The organism is Bartonella sp. HY328, assembly GCF_025449335.1.
Lineage (GTDB): Bacteria > Pseudomonadota > Alphaproteobacteria > Rhizobiales > Rhizobiaceae > HY038.
Genome location: NZ_CP104883.1, coordinates 2,938,070 through 2,961,947 on the forward strand (window position 1 = coordinate 2,938,070; position 23,878 = coordinate 2,961,947).

Genomic DNA, 23,878 nt, shown 5'->3' on the forward strand with positions numbered 1-23,878 from the left:
GATAAGTGACGTTGCGGCGCCCAAAGCTTACAGCGTAACTTAGGGTTAAATATCTTTAAGGGCATGATAAATTGCCCTAAATTTTTCGCGCCTTGGCAAAAAGCTATTATATTTTTCACCATTGCTTTTATGTTGGGCAATAAGTGGCGGCTGCGGACAAAACTGCTCCACGCTACCATTAGGATTTAGTGCAATTTGCGCTAAAATTGCCGCACCCAAGGCAGGCCCAACAGTGCCGCCTTGGTGATAATCCAAATCAATCCCTGAAATATCCGCCAATAATTGCCGCCAGAATGCACTACGCGCACCTCCACCAATAATTGTGGCCGATTGCGGCCTGATACCCGTTTCATGCAAAGCATCCATGGCATCCGCTAGGGCAAAACTTACTCCTTCAATAATTGCCCACGCCATATTCGCGTTTCTATGCCCAGCACTAAGACCATAAAATACACCACAAGCATATGGATCATTAAGTGGTGTGCGCTCGCCAGCAAGATAGGGCAGAAAAATAGGATTATGGACTTCAGTCTCTGCCTGTTGCGCTACATCAATGAAAGTTGCAACATCGGCAAGGCCAAGCATTTTTGCGCCCCAGTCAAGACAACCTGCAGCATTTAAGATCACCGACATAAGATGCCAACGGTCTGGCAATGCGTGGCAAAAACTATGAACTGCTTTTTGAGGGTTGCGCAAAAATCCATCACTTGCGACAAAATAAACCCCTGATGTTCCTAGCGACAACATTGCCTGATCAGGATGGATAATACCGCAACCAATAGCACCGGCAGCATTGTCACCAGCGCCTGCAACCAAAGGCACACATTCCATTCCCCATAATTGCGCCAGTTGCGGTGTTAGCGTTGCTGTTGGTTGACACCCTTCAAATAGATCGGGCATTTGACCTTCATTTAAATGGCAAGCGGCTAACATTTCCTTGCTCCAGCAACGCTTTGCAATATCAAGCCATAATGTACCAGATGCATCAGACATATCAGTTGCAAAAACACCGCTCATACGCCAACGCAAATAGTCTTTTGGCAGCAAAATTTTGTCAATTTTCGCGAAAATCTGCGGTTCATATTTTTCAACCCACAGTAATTTTCCTGCTGTAAAGCCAGGCATTGCCAGATTACCGGTAATCTTAACCGACAAATCATTTATCTGCTTGCACTCTTCAGCGCAACGACCATCATTCCACAAAATGGCTGGCCGCAAAACTTCACCCTTATCATCAAGCAAAACAGCCCCATGCATCTGTCCACTAAAACCAATGCCTTTAATGTTTTTGCCTAAATTATGTTGGACAAGTTCTGCAAAGCCTTTTTCAAGAGCTATCCACCAATCTTGTGGATTTTGCTCAGACCACAAGGGGTGAGGATGGCTAATGGTTAAAGGTTCATCATGGGTGAAGCACATGTTATGGTCATCATCAATCAGAACAAATTTTATGCTTGACGTGCCAAGATCAATACCAAGATACATTTAACCACCCTATAAATTGTTGTAATATTCTCGACAAGCCTATTAAAATCCCAAACATCAAAGGCGATTAAAGGCAAATTACCTACTTAGATTTCATCCATAACGATTTGCAGCTTTACATCTGTTGGATGCCCTTCTGCCGCGCGATCAAAAGCGGCAATACTGTCTTTAAAAGCGAATGTATCACTAATAAGCGGCGCCACATCGACTTTTCCTGAAGCAAGCAATTCAATCGCTCGATCATAAACATTGGCATAACGGAAAATTGTTTCTATTCTTATTTCCTTGGCTTGCGCCGCAACAAGATCAAAACTTATCGGCTCAATTGGCATTCCAACCGCCACCACCTTACCTGCTGGACAAAGAGGTTCAAAAATTGTTTTCCAAACCGCCGATGCACCACTACATTCAAACAAAATATTGGCGCCCCACCCTTGTGTTTCTTGCTTGATAAATTGGTTAAGATTGACCTTGCTAATATCAACCGGCACAATCCCCTTATAATCACCGGCTATTTTTAATTTTTCTGCAACAATATCCGAAACATAGACCTTTGCACAGCCGCCAGCCAAAGCGCAAAGCGCCGTTACAATGCCGATAGGCCCAGCACCAGTGACAATAGCAATATCCCCAGGGGTTATACCTGATTTGACAGCGGCCTGCATGCCCACAGCCAAAGGCTCAACCATTGCACCAGCGGCAAAAGATACCTCATCGGGTAGCTTATAGGTCAAGGATGCAGGATGCACAATTTGAGGCGTTAAACAACCATGGATGGGCGGAGTTGCCCAAAAGGTCAATGATGGATCAAGATTATAAATCCCAAGCAAGGTCGCCCGAGATTTAAAATTAGGTATTCCAGGTTCCATACAGACCCGATCACCAACTTTGAGCTGATCAACATTGGCTCCCGTTTCAATAATGATACCCGAAGCCTCATGCCCCAAGACCATTGGAGCATTAACAATAAAGTCACCTATGCGCCCATGAGTATAATAATGCACATCACTGCCGCAAATGCCAACCGTGTGAATCTTAATGCGAACGTCATCTGGACCGAGCTCTCGATCAAGATCTATATCTCGAAGCGAAAGCCGATGTTTTTCCTCCAAAACCAACGCTTTAACCATGTTACTCCCCCTCTTATATAAAAAGATTTAATCAAGCAGTGAAATGATACCAGCTTAAAAATCGTTAAAAATAAATCAGATTTTAAAAGATACTGGTTTGGCTAAATAAAACAAAAATGAAGCTATTTACTTGAAAGATTTTAAGGCTCATCTTCCCCCGAGCGAACCATCCGTCAGGTTTCCTCCATTAAGCCTGACGAATAGATTTTACATGAAATTAACGCGTAAAGGTAGCTGCATTTCCAGCATCAACATTAATAATATTGCCAGTTGATTTTGATGACACATCCATGCCAAAAAAGGCAATGGCCTCCGCCACATCTTCAGGAAGAACTGAGCGTTTTAACAAAGACCTTTGACGATAATAATCTTCCAATTCGCTATCTTCAAGATGATTTGCTTGGGCGCGTTGCTGGCGCCATTCACCATTCCATATGCGTGAACCACGAATAACCGCATCAGGATTAACTACATTGCATCTTATACCAAAAGGCGCCCCTTCAAGTGCAATGCATCGCGCAAGGTGAATTTCCGTTGCCTTGGCGGCGCAATAGGCTGATGCACCTGCCGATGCTGCCAGGCCATTTTTAGAGCCAACAAAGACAATTGAACCACCAGAATTTTGTTTTTTCAACATAGAAAAACCTTCTCTCGCGACAAGGAAATAGCCGGTTGCAAGAATGGACATATTGCGATTCCAAACAGCAAGACTTGTTTCATCAAATGGTGCTGCTGAAGAAATACCAGCATTGGAGATAACAATATCAACCCCACCAAAGGCAAGCACTGTAGTGATAAAAGATTGCTTCACCGATGCTTCATCAACAACATCAAGCCCCGCGCCAAAAATTCTATCTTCGCCGTAAACTGCTGACAATTCTGCTATCGCTTCATGACGCGCATTTGCGTCAATATCTGCAACAACAATACAAGCACCCTCACGGGCTAAATGATGGGCAGATGCCTTGCCAATACCGCCTGCCCCACCAGTAATATAAGCAATCCTCCCTTCAAGAGCCTTTGGTTTTGGCATGCGTTGTAATTTTGCTTCCTCTAAAAGCCAATACTCAATATTAAAGGCTTCCTGCTCTGGTAACCCACGATAGGTAGATAGGGTTTCAGCGCCGCGCATGACATTAATCGCATTAATATAAAATTCAGCAGCATGACGAGCCATGGTCTTATTAACGGCAAAAGATATAAGACCAACTCCTGGAACAAGATAAATGACGGGATTAGGATCACGCATCGTAGGACTATTTGAATGCTTGCAACGCTCATAATAATGGCGATAATGATCACGATAAGCTTTAAGTGATAACCCAAGATTGCTTACAACCTCGTCAATATTGTTTTTTTGAGGATCAAAATCGATCACAAGTGGGCATATCTTGGTTCTTAAAAAATGATCAGGACAAGAAGTGCCTAATGGTGCAAGCTTTGAAAGGTCTTTTGAATTAACAAATTCTAAAACAATATCGCGATTATCAAAATGACCAACTTTAAACCCGTCTTTATTGATATGCGAGCGAATAGCAAGCATAAGCTCGGCAGCGATATTTTGTGCTTGATCGAAGGGAAGCGATTGTTTGTCAGCACCACCAAAAACAGCATGCGCTTTTGCCTGTTTTTCAATATAAGATGTTGCGGTATTAATGGTTTCTATCGTACGTTCATAACATAATTTTGCATCATCAGCCCAAGTAAATAGGCCATGACTTTCTAAAATAACACCAATTGCCTCTGGATGATTGATGACAAAATCTTCGAGCCAAAGGCCAAGCTCAAAACCAGGACGGCGCCATGGCAGCCAGCCAATTTTATCGCCAAAGATAGCTAAGGTAATTTCTTGCGAATTTTGCGCTGCCGCAATAGCAATCACCGAATCGGGATGGACATGATCAACATGTTTATAGGGAACAAAAGCATGAAGTGGAGTATCAATGGACGCCGGACGTGGATTTAAATTAAATGTCGCATGGGGCAACAAACCTACCATTTCATCTTCATGGTCTGCCCCCTTATAAAGCCCTTTCATCGCCTTTAACTTATCAAGATATAAAGTTGCAAACCCATCAAGCTGGATACTACCAATATCGCCGCCTGAACCCTTGACCCAAAGCACATCCACCTGCTCACCAGTTAAAGGATCATTCATTGCAATCTTTACAGAAGTATTACCGCCGCCATAGTTCGTAACACGCTTGTCAGACCCCAAGAGATTAGAACGATAAAGCAATTTTTGCACTTCATCCATTTGTGATGCCTTGGCATCATCCCACTTATCAACAATTGCCGAAGATGTATTTGTCATAGCGATTCCCGATTATTTGTTTTTAATCTTTAATGCCCAAATGGCTTGATATTTTTATAAGCAAGACTTTAGATCGCAGTTCAAACCTAGTCAATCATTTTTATTCAAAATCGATCAAAATCAATCAAAAGACAAGAAATAACCAATTTTATTTTGAAAATAACTTTATTATGATTGATACTGATTGATATTGACACTAACTTTCATTAAAGTAACATAAAATTAAAATGTCAATTATTACTTTTAAAAATCATTTAATGCGGCAAAATGGTAATTTTGAAAAATAAGAACTAAAATGGCTTTTTTTATTGTAATTTATACTAAATGAAATTGTAGCAAGGCTAAAACCGGAGATAATCAATGCATGAACTTGAGCGGCACCGCCTTATATTAGCCCTCGTACAAGATAAACCAATTGTCACCGTACAAGAGCTTATGGATCTAACCGATGCATCCTCTGCGACAATTAGGCGAGACATTGCAACACTACATTTAAAAAAGCAGTTGCATCGCGTAAGAGGTGGTGCTGAAGCAATTGCCCGCATTAACTCCAATACCCTTGCTGGTCGTCATTATTATCAAGATGAATTTAAAAATATTCCAGCAAAAAAGGCTATTGGCAAAACCGCTGCTGAGTTTTGTCAAGATGGCGATAGTATTATCATTTGCCCTGGAACAACCACCTATCAGTTAGTCCCCCATCTTCTAAAGAAGAAAATGAATATTTTGACCAATTCCTTTCCAGTCGCAATGGAATTGTATAAAAATTCAAAGAATAACATCTCAATTGTCGGCGGCGCCCTTTATCGCGATCAAAACTTGCTAGTTAATCCGCATAGATGCACGTATAGTGAGCATTTTTATGCTAAAAGAATTTTCCTTGGTGCCCAAGGCATTAATAAGCATGGACTTTTAGAATGGGATAATCTGGTACTGCGCGGTGAGCAATTACTTATGCAGCAAGCTGACGAAGTCATTGTATTGGTGGATTCTTCCAAATTTAAAAATCGCCCCACCTATATTATCACGGCATTAAACAATATTAATACCCTCATTACCGATGATAAAATTTCTGATAATGACGCAAAAATGATTGAACAAGAAGGCGTTACACTGATGATTGCCAGCGGCCATCAGGAGTAAATGGGAGACACGATAATGACTGCCCAAATTCCAGCATTACCTACCCATCATTATGCTGCAGTCATTGACATCGGCAAAACAAATTGTAAGCTTGCCATTGTTGACATGCACGAGCTAAATGAAGTTGCCTTTTTAAAAATGGCAAATACTCCGATAGGATCAGGAGATTACCGCCATTTTGATCTTGATGGAATTTGGGATTTTTTGGTAAATAGCTTAGCTGATCTTTACAAGCAATTTCCTTTTGGTGCAATTAGCATTACGACCCATGCTGCTTCCATGGTATTGCTCGGCGACAATGACATTGCAATGCCAATGCTCGACTATGAAGATCATGGGCCAGATATTTTATCCAAACAATATGACTTAATAAGACCGGATTTTTCGGAAACTTTTTCAGCGCGTCTCCCCCAAGGGCTTAACCTTGGTGCCCAGATTTTTTGGCTAAAAAGCCAATTTCCTAAACAATTTGCCAAGACAAAAACAATAGTGACCTATCCGCAATATTGGGTATGGAAATTGACCGGAAAACGCGTCATTGAAATGACATCTCTTGGGTCTCATACAGATTTGTGGAACCCAATGGAAAGGAAATTATCCTCGCTTGTGGATAGCATGGACATAAGGCAGCTATTTCCACCCTTGCACTCTGCTTTCGATATGATTGCGCCGATATCCACTCCATTGGCCAATAAACTTGGCATTGATAAAAACATAAAAGTCTATTGTGGAATTCATGATTCAAATGCGTCCATATTGCCTCATCTCCTGCATCAAGAAAGCCCTTTTACCTTATTATCGACAGGTACTTGGGTGGTGGGCTTTGCCGTAGGTGCCTTGCTGGATAATCTTGACAGCGCACGCGATAGCTATGCTAATATTGATGCTTTTGGTAATCCCTTAGCAACCGCGCGCTATATGGGCGGGCGTGAATTTGATATAATTTGTGGGCCTGTTAATGAAACATTGCCGGACTTTAATATTATTTCAGATAATATCATGGCATGGCCCAGCTTCTCAGGACGCTTTGGCCCTTATCCGGATATGGCCGCCACAACAACATCTCCTTTAGAGCAACTCTCATCACGGCAACGCTATACATTAGCATCTCTTTATAGTGCTTTAATGAGCGCGCAATGCCTAACGATGGTAAAATCAAATGCTCCTATCATCATTGAAGGCCCTTTTGCTCATAATGATATATTTAGCCAAGCTCTTGCGCGTATTACACGCCAACCCGTCTATTGCTCGCAAGCGCAGACAGGTACAGCCATTGGTGCATCGCTCTTAACTGGCTATGATAAAGCAGTATTATCTAAACTTTTAAAGGGCTACAAAATAGTGGCACCTATGCAAGAGTTAAGCCAGAGCTATATTAAAAAATGGCAGTCCAATCTTAAAACTGCCACCTGATAAAATAACAACCATTTCACATAAAATAACATTATATGGGCGAAGCGATTTTGTAGCCAAGCCAATTTTTACAAAATTTCGGCAAGATGCTACACTGTTCAATTTAAGATATTAATAAATTTCGCTGCCTATATCCCATTTAGATTGCGCGCTATTGTTTGCAACTGCTTAAAGGCATCATAACGCTTATCATGAAGCTGCGTTATTTCTGACGAGTAAGGTTGATATTCGCCGCCAACTGATGACATTGCATGCATGGCATCTTCTACCGTTGCAGCAAGCCCACTAGCAACTGCCGCCAATATAGCAGAACCTAATAATACAGGTTCTTCTGCATTTGTCGCAATGACTTTTCGATTACATGCATCGGCTAAAATTTGCCTTACAAGTTCATGCTGTCCAGCGCCGCCACTAATCACGATATTTTCTACATCCACACCGGATTGCGCTTGCGCGTCAATAATTTGGCGCAAACCATAAGCAATTCCACATAGGCCAGCAACATAAAGCGCAATTAAACTATCAAGATCTGCTTCCATACCAAGCCCAGCAATAACCGCACGCGTGTGAGGATTAGCAAATGGCGCACGATTGCCAAGAAACTCTGGAACAATATGGTAGCCTTTAGCCAGTAAGACAGCTTTACTAGCTGATCCTGCCTTTTCAATAGCTTTATTGGCCAAAAATACTGGCAAAGATAAGTTCTGTTGCTTTGCCGTTAAACTTGCCTGTGGTGAGAAAGGATGCCACGATAATAGCTGATCTATTGCAGCGCCAGCCGCACTTTGCCCACCTTCATTCAACCACAAATTGGGAACCATTGCTGAAAAATATGGCCCCCAAACACCAGCGACAAAAACTGGCTCAATGGTGCTTGTCATGGTGCATGAAGAGGTGCCAAAAACATAAGCCATATTATGTGTGGCACCAGCTCCAACGCCAACGCTGCCAATACCACCTGCATGTGCATCTATCATGCCAATTGCGACAGCTGTGCCCTTTATTAGCCCCATATCTTTGGCCGCTAATTCTGTTAACCCATTACCGCTAGCTTGACCGGGATTAGCGACATCAGCTCCAATACGGGTAAAGCCCTCGTCAACCAATTCACCAAGGCCTATTTTATAAAAATAGTCACTATCCCAGCGCTTTTCATGGGCTAGATATGTCCATTTACACGTTAATGTACAGGTAGAGCGTGTCATATCACCCGTAGCTCGCCATGTTAAATAATCAGCAAGATCAAAGAAACTACTCGCTTGATCAAATATGTGACGCCGATTTTCCTTTAACCATAATAGTTTTGGCGTTTCCATTTCTGGTGATATTTGTCCGCCGACATAGCGCAGCACAAAATGATGCCCAGCATTAATACGCTCTGCCTGCTCCATAGCTCGGTGATCCATCCAAACGATAATATTTCGTTCAGGATCATTGGATGGCCCAACTGCAAGCGGTTGTCCATTTTCTCCCAATACAACAAGAGAACACGTTGCATCAAAACCAATGCCGACAATATTCTCGGGCTGAATACCAGATACCTCAACTGCTTCTCTTATGGAAGCGCAAACAGCAGACCAGATGTCATTACTTGACTGCTCAACAATATGCCCCTCTTCATAAAAAATTTGTATTGGTCGTTTTGCTGATGCAAGTAGACTGCCTTGACAATCAAAAATGCCAGCTCGGGCGCTTCCAGTACCAACATCTATGCCAATTACAAATTTTGTGTTTTCATGCATATTATCTGCCCTCTAAATCATTTTTAGTAAAAGCTGACTTTTCTTTTACAATAAAAATGCGACAAAATAAAAAATCGCACAGGATTGACCCAATTTAAACGCCCGCCATTAAAGGCAATTTTCGCTCATCGCATTTTAATAAAAAATATTTTCAATACCGATACAACAGCCACGTGCGGTATTTTTTCCAATTTAAAATTAGCATGGACCAAACGAAATAAAAATTCAACGCGTTAAAAAACCGCCATCAATAAATAAACTTGTGCCATTAATACCGCTTGCTCGATTACCCAACAAAAAGCAAATGGCTTCAGCAACTTCATTTGGCTCAATAAAGCGATTTATTGGTATGCGATTAAGTATCGGCGCCGCCTTTTTAGGATCACTCCAAGCTTTAACAGCCATCGGGGTAAGCGTCACAATGGGATTAACAGTATTTACCCTTATATCATGGCTGCCAAGCTCATTCCCCATGACTTTTGTCATCGCGTCCAATGCTCCTTTTGAGGCACAATAAGCCGTATGTTCGGCAAAACCAATCTTTGAGGATATAGAGGAAACATTAACAATAGCACCCGCTTTACCTTGACTGATGCGATCACGAGCATAGGCTTGCGACATAATAAGTGCCGAGCGCGTATTCACAGCCATGATATGGTCAAACGTATCAGCCGAAAGATCGATAAATTTATCAAGAGCAGTTGTACCGGCACAATTTACAAGATAATCAGCTGGCACAGCTTGTTGTGCTGCCCATTGGGTTTCTTGCAAATTGCCAAGATCAGCCGCAATGATCCGTGCACCGATTTCCTTTTCTAGTGATATTAAATCTTCCTGCGTTCGGCTTACTGCTATGATAGATGCGCCGCGTGAAGCAAGCATCAAAGCAACAGCGCGCCCAATACCTTTACCAGCCCCTGTTACAATGACAGTTTGATTTAAAAAATCGTTATTTTGTTCCATGTCAGCCTCCTTTCCATAAATAATAGCTAAATTAGATGCGCTCTTTACTAATATAAATTGCAAGAAGGATAATAACGCCCTTGATCACGTTTTGGACATAGGGATCAATTCCCATGAGATTAAGACCATTATTAAGAATTCCCAATAATACCGCGCCAATCAGTGTGCCAATAATAGACCCACGGCCACCGGCAATTGCCGTGCCTCCAAGAACAACCGCAGCAATTGCATCAAGTTCAAAACCCACCCCAGTATTGGGTTGCCCACTCATTAAACGACCGGTGAGAATGATTGCCGCTATAGAAGAAGTTAGCCCCGAAATGCCATAAACTGCAAGTTTCACACGGTTAACGCGAACCCCGGAAAGGCGGGTAGCCTGTTCATTACCACCAATGGCATAAACATGGCGGCCAAAGCCGGTACGCTCAAGAATGACCCAAGCAATGAAATATACAACAAACATGATAATGACAGGTACTGGCACTGGCCCAAGCCAAGCCGTACCAAACCATGACATCCAACTTGGCAGTCCGGAAATGGGGTATCCACCAGAATACATCAAGCCCAAGCCACGTGCGATACCCATAGTTGCCAAGGTAACAATAATCGCCGGCATTTTTCCCCAAGCAATAAGAACACCATTGATAAGGCCGAAAGCCAAACCAACCCCGACCCCACCCATTAAAGCTATTGGTGGGGCTATGCCACTTATCATCAAGCCAGCAGTTATAGTTCCAGCCAATGCCATAACCGCACCAACTGAAAGATCAATACCGCCGGTTAAAATAACAAAAGTCATGCCTACTGCCAGAATTGCAACCACCGCTACCTGACGTAAAACACTCATAATATTTGAAAATTGGAAAAAGCTGTCAGACGCAATCCCCATTAATATGCAAACAACAATGAGGCCTATAAGGGGAAAGATAATATTAGACCCACCCATTATACTCCAAAGCCTATAATGGAAAGACAGCTTTTCCTGTTTTTGATCAATGGATGACATGACTTCCCCCCGTTGTTGCATGTTTCATGACTTCTTGTGGTGTAATCGATGCACCTGCGAGCGTTTTTACAATTTGCCCTGATTGGAAAACGCATACGCGATCGCACATGCCAATAATCTCAGGCAGCTCGGAGGAAATCATGATGATTGAACAACCTTGTTCGGTTAGAGTTCTAATAAGGTGATAGATTTCAGCTTTTGCGCCAACGTCAATACCACGCGTCGGCTCATCAAATATCAAAATCTTCGTTTGATGGTTGATCCAGCGTGCAATCACAACCTTTTGTTGATTGCCACCAGAAAGATTGCCGACACGCATAGTTGGACCAGAAGCTTTCACCGATATTTTTTGCATTGCCGCCAAGGTTGCAATGGTTTCTTTGCGTAAATTTAAAAGCCCCATTGCCCCACGATATTTGCCATAATTATTAATTGAAATATTTTCTTTGATGCTGAAATCTAGAATGAGACCTTCTGTCTTGCGACTTTCAGGTAGTAAGCCGATACCATGATCAAGTGCATCAGCTGCACCGCGAAAAACCAAAGGCTTTCCGTGCATTTTAACCTGACAGCTTAGGGTCTTTTTTTCACCAATCATGCCAAGGACACTTTCAGTGCGACCCGACCCAACCAGCCCAGCAAAACCTAGTATTTCCCCCTCGTGCAATTGAAACGATATGGGAGACTTATTGCGATTAAAGCAAATTTCAGCTTCTAAAACGATGGGTGCGTTAAGATTTTTTGTAGGCTTTGGCGGAAAAGCAGTCTCGATTCGACGGCCAACCATCATTTGTACCAATAAATCAACATTAGTATCGCTGACCTTAGTTGTGGCAATGAATTTACCGTCACGTAAAACAGTGATCCGATCACAGATTTCAAATATCTCATCAAGATGATGCGAGATGAACACCATAGCGACGCCCTGCTGTTTTAATTGACGCATAACCACAAAAAGATGCTCAACTTCGGCCGGCGTTAAGGTGGCGGTAGGCTCATCAAGCACTAAAACACGCGCATCAAGAATAAGTGCCTTCGCTATCTCGATGAATTGCTGTTCAGCAACACTAAGCTGATCGATACGAATGTTTAAAGGTATGTCGATGCCTAATCGTTTAAATACCTCATCCGCCCTACGACGCATTTCCTTGCGCTTCATCAAGCCAAAGCGATTTTTTATCTCGCGTCCAAGAAATACATTTTCAACTGCATTTAAATATGGAACGAGACTAAATTCCTGAAAAACAATACCAATTCCAGCATTAACCGCATCGTCATAATCAGAAAAATGTTGCTCTTTACCTTCGAAGACAAGCCTTCCAGTGTCTGGACGATAAATTCCACCAAGAATTTTCATAAGCGTTGATTTTCCAGCGCCATTTTCACCTAAAAGCGCATGGACTTCACCTGGCTTTAACTCCAGCGCAACATCAAAAAGCACTTGTATATTGGCAAAGCTTTTATTGACGCCCTCTAATAATAAAACAGGCTGGATAGAATTTTCAATTGACATATTACCCTTTCAAAGATGAAACAGCTTTTCACCAAAAAATGTATAGAATTGAAAAATAGAAATAGTTTACTGCCTTAGCGCCAAACAAAGCTGCGCAACGGTTTCGCCCCGAAGGCGTATTCACTTAAACTTTGATGAAGTGGATCGCAGTTTTATTTTAAGCATTTTAACTCAAAGCTGCTGCATAATTGCGCAAAAGAGCTCTAGAGCAGTTTTGACTGCAAGTTGCCTTTTAAAATGCCTAGGGTCCTAACCCTAGATTTTTGCGCAGAGTTTGACGTGAAAGAAAATATCGCTCACGCCAAATGCTAGGATAGTATTACCAGCTAAATGTATCGGCGTTTTTGCTATCTACAACCATAACCTCAACAGGTATCTCGGCTGGTATAGCGTTTGAACCCCAATATTTGGCCATTGCAATACCCAAAGCAATGCGTATTTGGTCACGTGGGAATTGTGCGGTTGTTTCAATAAATGGGCCACCTTGCTTAATCGCCTCAATAGCTTCAGGGAAACCATCAACAGATGTTAATTTTATATCTTTACCACTACCTTGAATGGCCGAAAGAGCACCCATGGCCCCGCCATCATTAACCGAAAAAATACCAACAAGATTAGGGTTTGACTGAATCATATTTTCGGTAACACCCAATGCAACGGATCTATCCTGTTGTCCATTTTGTACAGTTGCAAGTTTTATATCAGGTTGCTTGGCAAGCGCTGCTTTACACCCTTCAACCCGTTGTAATATTGGCACAACTGGAATGCCATCAAGAATAGCAACCTCTCCCTTTCCACCAACTGCATTTGCTAAATACTCACATGATTTAAAGCCTGCGTCGTAATTTTTAGAGCCAACAAAAGCATCAATAGGACCAGCTGCTTGCGCATCCACCGCAACAACAATAACGCCAGCATCATGAGCGGCGCGCACAGCACTTTCAACACCAGCGGTATCGGTTGGATTTATAATTAAAATATCTATTTTCTGCTGAATCATATCTTCAATATCAGCAATTTGCTTAGCAACATTATGTGCAGCATCAGTGGTGATTACTTCCGAGCCCATAGTACCAGCTGCATCACGCAGTGCCTTGTTCATGACAACGAAAAACGGATTATTTAGCTCTTGAAATGAAATACCAATTTTAGGTGAAGGCTTAGCATTTTCTTGGGATAGTGCTGGCACTGCCAATATGGAACATGTCGCTAATGCCATTAATCCAATTTTAAAAATATTTTTCATAATACTTCCTCTCCCTTATTATGAACTTTTCGCGATATTTCAATGAATCTCCGCTGCAACTCTTGTTGGTTACAATATGATCACGCAATTACCTCCGCATTGCCCGCTAAATATTGAACCGAAGTTTTATGGATAGGGTAACTCATCATTGCGAAACATATTGCTAAGAATGATCGTTTTTTATTCATTGTCAATCAAAATTAATCAAAAATGATCAAGAATCAAGCATTTTTCTGTCATTTCAACTCAAAACCAAGGCATATCAAAATCGTGAACAAAAGATATCAAGTCACTAAATTGGTCGAAATTGAATAAAAATGATTGTTCATAGGACAGTATAGGCTGATCATGAAGTATCGATCATAGCTTTAAAAACAGGCTAATAGTCAGTTTTAAATAAAAACAAATTGAATTTTGATCAATACGCACCCATATTTTAAGGATAGTAGCCCCTTGGCCATTGATTTTAGGTAACCGATTCGCAATTGCAAAAGTGTAGTTTTGGCCATTGACTGCTCACTTATTGAATCAGCAACTATTATCTATTTGCTGGCATCCCTAGGACTTTGCTTATTTTACGCCGCTTATTACAAGTAGAAGATAAAATTTTTGGTTAGCTATATAAAAATAAAAAAATCCCCGACCATAGTTTACCTATGATCGGGGATAATGAACTTTAACAATATTGACTATATGATATCAATAATGATTAGACTGAAATAACATTAACGCCAGCCTGCACAAAAACATCTTCATTATAAGAATTATGATAGACGTTATAAGCAATACCAGTATCTTGATCGATTACATTAGCTTCTGACAAGCTCCAAAGATGATCAAAAGCAACGGTATCATTTGTGTCACCATTGATATGCAATGTTGTATTGTCATAGCCGTTAGATGCAAGTGAACTATGAATAGCAAGCGTATTGGCATTTTTCCCGGTTAGGCTGATAAAATCAATAGCGCTTTCATTAGCTGATGTGAAGATATCACTTAATCGACCTGCAGCACCCCAAGTATCAAGATTTATACCCATATGGATTTGATCGCTAGAATTATCAGAATTGTAGTCGCTGATAATTTTCGTCAACCAATCAATCTGGTTAAGACCATGAGCGCGATCAATACCAACATTAATCTGTTCAAGACCTGTCAAACCCAAACCGTTGTTTTGTGCAACGCCTGTCATCCAACTCTTATAACGAGCATTAAATTCGCAATAATTATTAGCATGCAAGTTTAAAACGTCATAACCAGCACCAGCATCAATAGTTAATGCATATTTGCCAACGCTTGCATCAATAGAAATAGTGTCATTGCCATCGCCAGTATGAAGATAGCTAGTGTTGCGTGCTCCAGATGATACATTGCCATTAATGAAGATTTGATCAGCACCATCACCAGTTGTAATACGATTATCACCACTTGCAGCTCTTAGCGCCTTATCAATAATGACGGTGTCGTTACCTGCACCGGTATCAATAATATTATCACCAGAAATAGCCTTTAAGCCACCTTTGATCCAAATCTTATCATCGCCTTCACCGGTCAAAATTTCATTGGTGCGGTAACTTACAACGTCATTGTTTACGGTAAGGTTAGTTGTGCCACTGGTTTTGATTGAATTGTAACCAGTGCCAGCAGCATAGATATTACCAATAGTAATATCGTGATTGCCGAAACCAAGATGGATGTTATTTGTGCCATCGCTATACATAGCATTTTTAATGTTAAGTACAGTGTCGCCACTAACTGTTGTAATATCACTTTGACCTAAATAATAAGCACCCAATTGTGTACCGATTGTAATGCTGTGCGAACCAACGCCAAGATTGATTGAGTTTGCACCACCGCCATAAGCGTTAACATCATAACGGAATGTAAGATTCTTTTCGCCATCACCGAGGTCTATCGAGTTGATACCACGGTTATGCGCTCTCATTGCATGCGTAAATGCAAGGCTATCAAGGCCTTCTTGTGTTACGATCTTATTTTGACCGCCATTAGCTGAAGTTACATAACCAAAAGTCAAATTGTGACGATCACCTGATTGACCACCAAGATCGATTAAATTTTCTGCACCGCAATTCGCATCTAAGCCTTCATTCACAGCAATGTTTTTATTGCCATTACCGCCAACAATAGTATTTTTACCATAACCGTTCATACGGCGGCCAATCCAAAGACTATCATTACCGTCATTCAATTGAATTTCAGTAGTTGAAAAACGTGCTGAATTCATATCATATTTTACATTGATATAATCATCATTATTGGTACCAAAAAGATAAGCTGAACCACCGTTACTTTTCAACCAATTGGTAACTAAACTGACACCCCGAGCCATTTAATAATCCTCTCTAATTTGCAAAATTGCATTTTTAAATTTTTATGCAACACTATAGCATTTATAAGTAGTAAATAAAAAAATCAATATTTAATTTTTAAATACAAAAGTATTTTTTATTGTGTTGCATAATTTTATAAGTCTAATTTTTTATATAAGAAATTAATACTTTACAAATATATTCTATTTATCATTAAAATATTATAATATTATATATTACTTATATTTAATATTTATTTTAATTAAAAAATGATAATTTAAAATAATAATACCACTCAAATATTATCTCTTATTGCGAATAATCTATTTTAAAGGCGATATTCGTTGCACCCCTAAAGCACCCGCGCTTTAGGCTTGCAGTTTATTTAAAACGAGTGAAATTTATCTACCGTTCCTAACCATCATCGGAGGTGCGGCCACCACACGAAGCCTAAGGACATAGGTTATAGCAAGGTGATCTCAGGAGCTTTGACAAAAATAGATTGCAAGATATTATAGTATTAAAAGTTTCGTAAAAACATATTGCAAATCGAAAAACAAAAAAAGCGCTGCTTAATTAAGCAACGCTTTTTTTAAATTTTTAATATTACTATTTTCTAGTAATCCTTTTCGTAAAACACACCGACGCTTGAATTAGCATCAGAGCCAACAGCACCTTTGGCTTTCAAGTTTTTAGTAATATCTAGATTAATTGTACCTTTGGTATCGCCGCCAGAACCTGCTTCTACACCAAGATAGATATTATCCTTAATATAACGCCCAGCCCGTACTCCAGTATTGCCCTTAGCATCAGTCACAACATCAAGGTCATCAAGACCGGTAGCAGAGCGTAAACTACCCATCAAAGAGTTGTTTGTAAGACCAGCAAGCTCGGCTGCTGCTGCTGCAAGCTGTGCAATCTGGAAAGGTGATAATTCACTAATAGAGCGATTGAAGATTAGTCGTGCCAAGACTTCATCTTGTGGTAACTCAGGCTGTGAGGTAAAGCTAATGTCAAGATCGCTAGGCGTACCCTTAACCGTAACTGTAACAGTCGTATCATCGCTTTGGGTATTAGCCACAAAGTTGATGTCGGGATTAAAATTACCACTCATCGTTACTTGCCCCTCTTCAAAGGTCAAACGCTGAGTTAGAATTTCCAAGCGGCCACGGATCATATTAAAACCACCAACTGGACGAATATCGCTCACCGGCCCTACAAGGCGCAAAGTACCACCTAGCTCTGTATCAAGACCACGACCGCGCACAAAAATTTGGTTGGGGGCGCGGATCAAAAGATTAAGCTTTGGCCCATTAACGCGAGTACTTGCAGCTTTTTCGGCTTTTGTTTGCGGTTTGGTTTCAATGCCAGCACGCTCTAAAGTGGTTTCAATCGCCTTTGTAGTATGCTTATGTTTGACATCAATTTGGGCAGCGCCACCAAAGCTATCAGGCACACGAATTTCAGCCTTTTCAATCAACACATCGCCGCCAATTTCCACATCACTCATCAATGGACCTTTGGCTGTTACATTACCATTAACCGTCACCACCACCATGTTATTATCATTATAGCGTAAATGGTTAAGATTAATTGTAATATTAGCTGGCATGCCTTGTGCAACATTGATAGAAATTGTACCTCCACCGCTCATACCGCCACCACTTGCTGAGCGAGCCGAAATATTAGATATGGTTACGGTCTCACCACTTAAATTACCAGAAAGTGCAATTTGTGTGAAACGAGCATTTGTTTCAGGATCTAAAAATTGACCATTTGCAACTTCAAAGCCGCCGCCAAGCACTGGCTTGGTAAAACTACCAGCAACGGTTGCATGAACATTTAACGCACCTGAAAGCTGAGCACCACGCTTGGCAAGAAATCTGTTGGCAAGTGCTAAGGGTGCATTACCATTGATTTTTAAATCAAGGCCATTACCCGATACAGGAACAGTGCCGTTTGCGTTAATTTTTAAATTTGAAGGGCCATTAACTTCTAAAGCACCGATGGTTGCAATATTATTGTCAAAACTGCCCTGCAACTTTACTGCAATGGGTGCAAGACCATTATCTTTTAAAACTGTGGTTGATATGCCTGTTGCTTGTGCGTTAAAGCTGGCTTGCGGGCTTTTAAATGTGCCACCAATATGGGCATTGCCCACCACCTGTCCTGCAAGATTTTGTCCTTTGACAATGCTATTTGCAAGGGCGATTGGTAATTGTGTGAGTGTTACATCAACATCAAGCCCCTGTTTAACAATATCAATATTACCTTTTGCACCAACATCCAAACCACCACCAATAATACGTGTTGCTATGCTAAGCACATCACCATTCGTATTGCCATCAGCGGTTAATGTTAAGGCTGGTAAGCCGTATTTAATTGCTGGCTCTGCCGTTAAACCATCACCTTTTAAACTAAAGACGACGTTGGGCTTGGTTTTTGGCCCACTAATTTGCGCTTTGCCATTAATAACACCGCGGGCGGCAAGCTCTGGCATAACCATATTGGCAACTGATAAAGGCAGCGCATTAATATCAACCGCCATATTAATGGTGTCGTGGACTGTGCCGCTAACTGCAATTTTACCACCAGCAACAGCCAATAATAATTGGTCAATTGTAATAGCGCCAGTTCCAGCCAATGAAATAGTGGCAGGTTGCAACAATTTAACGTCCATTGCATTTTGCTTTACTTGCGCTTGGCCAAGGGTCAATTGCCAACCATCATTATCAAGCGGCTTTAATGCGCCGCCCACATCAATATTGGTATTGTTTTCAAGTTTGGCTGTTGTTGAAAAATGCGATGCACCATTTTCAACCGTACTAACAAAATTAACCTCATTAATTTTGACAGAACCTGCAATAATCTTCGTGCCGTTCAAACTACCTTCCGCTTGTGGCACACCAAAAAGATCAATGATATTAACCTTGGCATCAAGATTACCAAGCTTATTGCCTGCAACGTCAATATTTTTTGCATTGGCAATTAACGAAGCATTTTGTTTGCCGTTTTCGCCATTAAGACTAATATCAGCTAAGGCCTGCCCTTTACCGTTCATTAGGCCAAGGGCCACCAATGGACCAATATCAGGGCTATCCAAATGGAACTTTCCATCAATGAGGCCATTAAGATTATGGATCAACGAACCGCTAAGACTTGTTTTACCAAGAGTTACATTTAAACTATCTAGTGCAAAACCTTGCGGCGCTTGTTGAAAAGCTGCGTCTAACGCAAGAGGTTGATTGTCAAAACGGCCATTAGCAAAGGAAAAACCTGAAAAATTGCTCTTTAACTGGCTTGTGCTATCTAAAATACCATTAAAAGCAAGATTGAAATTTTCAAGTTTTCGCCCTTGCAATACAGCATTTTTGATAGAAGTCGTAGCACCAATGGTTAAAAAAGAATTATGACCGCGTAAAGCTGCTCGGACATCAACCCCGCCTTTAATTTGCGGATTGATAAGTTGAAGATTACTCAAACTTACACCAAAATCCATCAATGCAGAAGAGCTTCCCAAATCACCATTTGCGGTAATAATAACATCCTTATTAGCAATTTTTAATTCACGAGCATGAAGACCAAAACTATCACGGCCAATGCCGCCAGATAGGATAACTTCACTTGCCAAAATGCGATCAGCAATTTCAACACCGGTTTTAATGCCGCTTGCTTTACCGTTTAAAATAATATTGGCAGCACCGGTTGCAAGTTCAATATTACCGCTCATGGTAAGATCGCTGGAACCTGCAAGGCTCCTGCCTGCTAAGCCTGAAAAAGGCGCAAGACTTTGTGCTTTTAAGCCAATGTCACCGCGGAAAACCAAACGATCAATTTCACCTTTTAAAAAGAGCAAAAAGCCATTTGCACTCACATCAAACTTATTAACAATAATTGGACTTTGCGCTTTAATATCAATGTTGACATCAAGAGCAATTTCATCACCCAAAGCATTGCTAGCCTCACTTGAAGCAAGATCTATATGATGAAGGCCACCTTGGGCTAAAACCGTAACATGACGGCTTGCTGGCGTATCAAGATTTTGCGCAAGTCCACCTAAATTAATGGTTACATCACCAGCATTAAAACCCGTTGTTGCCAATTTGTTGATAATGAGCTTACCGCTCCAATTATCATTATTTGGGCTACCGTAATCAATATTAAATGCCATATTTTGTATGGTTGTTTCGCCGCCAGAAACTGGTAAAACCAAAGCACCACCATTTTCGGCGGCTAATTGGGCATTAACATTGAGATAACGCAAAAAACCATCGCTTTCCGTTTGCGCCTTAGCTGAAACTTTAATCGCCTTGCCATCAATTGTCATTGAATGGAGAATAAATCCACCTGCATCAAGGGTTGATGCATCAACGGCTAAAGCTGTTTCGCTACCAAAAAATGGACGATATTGTTGCGGCATTAGAATCGCAATCGGGCCATTCAACTTGACACCAATATTACGGCCCTTTTCATCTTTTTTAAGGCTTACATCACCACCAACGACTGATTGCCCTGCTGCATCCATAGAAATTTTAACATCAAGATCATCAATGGTGCCATCACCCTTAATGCTCATAATTAATGCGGGACGGTTTTCAATCTTTAATAAATTAGCTGCGATACCATTTTGCGGCTCGTTTAAATCGAGATCTATTTTTACGCCGCCAGTTTTATTGGAATAATCCGCTATCAGTGTAAAGCCGCCTTGCCCATCAAGACGTTTAATCGCGAATTTAGAGGTTAATTCACCGCCAGCAAGATTAACACTACCGTCAAGAGAAACCGTTGCTTGCAAGCCAAAAAGATCTTCACCTAGCATTAATTCATTAGCAGTTAATGCGCCAACTTCGATTGATACTGGTAGTTCTGGCAGTGAAAAACCTTTGGCTTCGGGATCTGGTATGGCTGGCGTTGTATCGGGTAAGGGCTTGCGATAAACATCAATTTTTTGGGCTTTAAGACTATTAACAGAAATGCGTCCGCGCAAAAGCGCTAAGCGATTCCAGTCGAGTTCGGCTTGTGAAATTTTAAGCCAAACGCCCTGACGGTCAGCAATCGTAATTGAGCCAATCGACGCGGTTGAAGACAAAGCACCACTAATATCTGAAATAACAATTTTGCGGTTTGGAGTGGATAATTGCTGCTCAACAAAGGTCAAAAACCAAGATTTATCTTCTTCTGCCTTTTGACTATCTATTGTATTTTGACCATTTAGCGCGTTTTGGGCAAAGACGTTGCCTAAGCTCGACATGCTAATCACAAAAATACTCATGACAAAAATAGCAATCATTTTAGCTAATTTTAAATATGTATAATTTGCCTGTTTCATCACTTGAGCATATCCATTTATTTTAAAGCTTTACTCTCAAACAGTAAAAATAATGACCACCTTTACGTTTGAAAATGTTTTGCCTCGTTAAAAGCCTTATTAAACGCTTAAATTTGAGTGTCTTTGCAGTTTAAATGCCGCATGAACTTTGTGTTATTAAATTTAATAGCTATATTAACACACTTATATTAAGAAACTTTTATTAAAAAGCTTGTCCAATACCAATATAAAAACCAAGTTTAGGGTCACCGCTTTCGCGTTTTGTCGGCATAGCAACATCAAAACGCAAAGGACCAAGTCCCGTCTTATATCTTACGCCAACACCTGCACCAATTTTGGTATTTTCATCAAAATCTGGATAGGAATTTTCACCAACAACACCAGCATCAACAAAGCCAACAAGCCCAAGACTTTCGGTAATCATGCCGCGTGCTTCAAGCGAACCTTCCACCAATGAGCGACCGCCGACAATATCACCGGTTTCTTTTTTAACACCAATATTGCGATATCCATAACCACGCACCGAGCCGCCACCGCCAGCAAAAAACAACATATTAGAAGGAATTTGCGAAGCGTCAGGACCAATAATCGATCCAACCTTGACGCGCCCAGCCAAAACATAACGATTACGTTTATCAAGCGCATAATAAGTGCGCCCTTCGACCGTGCCTTTGCCTATGAAATTGCCATATTCAGCTTCATAAACTGGCTCTAATACCAGTTCGCTATAAAAACCACTGCTTGGATCGGTTTTGTCATTGCGGTTATCATAAAGCAAACCACCCAATAGACCCATTGTCGTGAAATTACGCGCACCATAATAATCATCTTTTGACCGAATGCGTGCAGCATTTGCGTAAATACGGCCAGATAATTCATCATTAAACATATGGGTGAAGCCCGTTTGTAGGTAAACACCAGTGGCCGTATAATTATCAACCACCTCACGTTCACCTTTAAGGCTGGTTATAAAATCTGTATCTGGGGTAAAGACACCCGGTTTTGTAAAGGTTGTGCCTAACAAATAGCTATAATTTTGTGGATTATAAGAATCGCTTTGGCTACCACCAATACCGCTAATCTTGGCATCAAAACGCAAGCGCTCAGCACGGCCGAACAAGTTACGATGCATCCAATAAGCCTCAAAACCAGCACCATCAAGGGTGGAATAATTGGCACCAACACCATAACGGCGTGGCGGACGCTCATCAAGCACTAGATTTAACGGCAAACTTCCATCGGCTTCAATTTCATCAGCTTCACGCACATTAGCAGCGCGGAAAACTTCTAAGCGTGCTAAACGCTTATTCGCTTTTTTAATATCATCGGGGTCATATTCTTGCCCCTCTTTTAAACCTGTCATCCAAGCCACAAAGGCCGAATCCATGCGCGCGCGTTTGGAAATATTACTAACCGTCAACGGCCCAAAATGCGCAAGTCGCCCTTGGTCAATATCAATGACAGCATCAATGGTATTATTAGCATGATCGGCAACAATTTCCTGATTGGTAACCTTTGCCTTAGCATAACCTTGCTGACGCCAGCCTTCTACCGCTAAAGCTTCCGCTTTAAAAACAGTACCTGATTTTGCAACATCACCAACGCCATAACCTTGATCTTTTGGCAACGGAACCTTGTCTTTTGGATCATTAGTGGGCGGCGCTAACTCGCGCACTGCAGCGCGTGAAAACTTGTATTCTGGCCCACTATCAACAGTAATAACAATTTTAGTATGGTCTGGAAATTCCGCATCGATTGGAAAATCCGATGCTTCTTTACCATCAATGGTAATTGAAATAACGCCGCCATAACGGCCTTCTGCATAAAGTGCTGCAAGAATTTTATTGTAATCACCCTTTGCTCTCGCCAAAAGACCAGCAGAGCCTGAAGCGGCCTTATCTTCTTCGGCAACCAAGGATGAGGCATCTTTGGCAGTTGATTCTCCCTCTTCAGGGGCGCCAGGAGCTGATTTTACTTCAACTTCATAATATTTTGGCGTACCAATCATATCAGGGTCAACTTTGACTTCTTTTTTACCCCATAAATGGATACCAAAAAGATCAAAGGCTTGCGCCTCAACTGGCACTATGCAAGCAAATGAAAGCCCCATCAGCAATGTTAGTGCTGAAGCGGTAATACGCAGTTTATGATGCGTTTTTAGTAATTGCATTGCTTGTTTTTTAACCTAATTTCTTAATAAAACACCAAAATATATATAACCATAGTTCAACTTTTTTCATAGCATGTTGCTGCCCAAGACAAAA

Annotated in this window: 13 protein-coding genes; 2 read left to right on the plus strand and 11 right to left on the minus strand. The window is 41.2% G+C overall.

Annotated elements, in window-relative coordinates:
* Positions 1–45 precede the first annotated feature (45 nt).
* The 3 genes from xylB to N5852_RS12570 all read right to left on the minus strand — a co-directional run bounded on the left by xylB (position 46) and on the right by N5852_RS12570 (position 4,929).
* Entirely contained in the window at positions 46–1,485 is a 1,440-nt protein-coding gene (gene xylB, locus N5852_RS12560; protein ID WP_262098107.1) for a xylulokinase, read from the minus strand.
* Between the two features lie 86 nt (positions 1,486–1,571).
* A complete protein-coding gene (locus tag N5852_RS12565; protein ID WP_262098108.1) occupies positions 1,572–2,615 on the minus strand; it encodes an NAD(P)-dependent alcohol dehydrogenase in 1,044 nt (347 codons plus the stop codon).
* A gap of 217 nt (positions 2,616–2,832) precedes the next feature.
* On the minus strand, positions 2,833–4,929 hold the full coding sequence (locus N5852_RS12570) for a bifunctional rhamnulose-1-phosphate aldolase/short-chain dehydrogenase (RefSeq protein WP_262098109.1): 2,097 nt from the start codon (positions 4,927–4,929) through the stop codon (positions 2,833–2,835).
* 360 nt (positions 4,930–5,289) lie between these two features.
* On the opposite strand from N5852_RS12570, the gene N5852_RS12575 reads away from it, so the two are divergent.
* Positions 5,290–6,072 (plus strand): DeoR/GlpR family DNA-binding transcription regulator, encoded by a 783-nt coding sequence (locus N5852_RS12575; RefSeq protein ID WP_262098110.1) that lies wholly within the window; start codon positions 5,290–5,292, stop codon positions 6,070–6,072.
* Between the two features lie 15 nt (positions 6,073–6,087).
* Positions 6,088–7,485: an FGGY-family carbohydrate kinase gene (locus tag N5852_RS12580; protein WP_262098111.1), complete on the plus strand. Its 1,398-nt coding sequence runs from the start codon at positions 6,088–6,090 to the stop codon at positions 7,483–7,485.
* Between the two features lie 128 nt (positions 7,486–7,613).
* On the opposite strand, the gene N5852_RS12585 is transcribed toward N5852_RS12580, so the two are convergent.
* The 8 genes from N5852_RS12585 to N5852_RS12620 all read right to left on the minus strand — a co-directional run bounded on the left by N5852_RS12585 (position 7,614) and on the right by N5852_RS12620 (position 23,784).
* Entirely contained in the window at positions 7,614–9,227 is a 1,614-nt protein-coding gene (locus tag N5852_RS12585; protein ID WP_262098112.1) for an FGGY-family carbohydrate kinase, read from the minus strand.
* A gap of 225 nt (positions 9,228–9,452) precedes the next feature.
* A complete protein-coding gene (locus N5852_RS12590; protein ID WP_262098113.1) occupies positions 9,453–10,190 on the minus strand; it encodes an SDR family oxidoreductase in 738 nt (245 codons plus the stop codon).
* A gap of 31 nt (positions 10,191–10,221) precedes the next feature.
* Positions 10,222–11,136, minus strand: coding sequence for an ABC transporter permease (locus tag N5852_RS12595; protein ID WP_315973250.1), 915 nt, complete (start codon positions 11,134–11,136; stop codon positions 10,222–10,224).
* A gap of 46 nt (positions 11,137–11,182) precedes the next feature.
* On the minus strand, positions 11,183–12,709 hold the full coding sequence (locus N5852_RS12600) for a sugar ABC transporter ATP-binding protein (RefSeq protein ID WP_262098115.1): 1,527 nt from the start codon (positions 12,707–12,709) through the stop codon (positions 11,183–11,185).
* A gap of 319 nt (positions 12,710–13,028) precedes the next feature.
* Positions 13,029–13,955: an ABC transporter substrate-binding protein gene (locus N5852_RS12605; RefSeq protein WP_262098116.1), complete on the minus strand. Its 927-nt coding sequence runs from the start codon at positions 13,953–13,955 to the stop codon at positions 13,029–13,031.
* Between the two features lie 709 nt (positions 13,956–14,664).
* Positions 14,665–16,305 carry an autotransporter outer membrane beta-barrel domain-containing protein gene (locus N5852_RS12610; RefSeq protein WP_262098117.1) on the minus strand — a complete coding sequence of 547 codons (1,641 nt, stop codon included), beginning with the start codon at positions 16,303–16,305 and terminating at the stop codon, positions 14,665–14,667.
* Positions 16,306–16,901: 596 nt separating this feature from the next.
* Positions 16,902–21,614 carry a translocation/assembly module TamB domain-containing protein gene (locus tag N5852_RS12615; protein WP_262098118.1) on the minus strand — a complete coding sequence of 1,571 codons (4,713 nt, stop codon included), beginning with the start codon at positions 21,612–21,614 and terminating at the stop codon, positions 16,902–16,904.
* Positions 21,615–21,816: 202 nt separating this feature from the next.
* On the minus strand, positions 21,817–23,784 hold the full coding sequence (locus N5852_RS12620; RefSeq protein WP_410004217.1) for an autotransporter assembly complex protein TamA: 1,968 nt from the start codon (positions 23,782–23,784) through the stop codon (positions 21,817–21,819).
* Between the last annotated feature and the right edge of the window lie 94 nt (positions 23,785–23,878).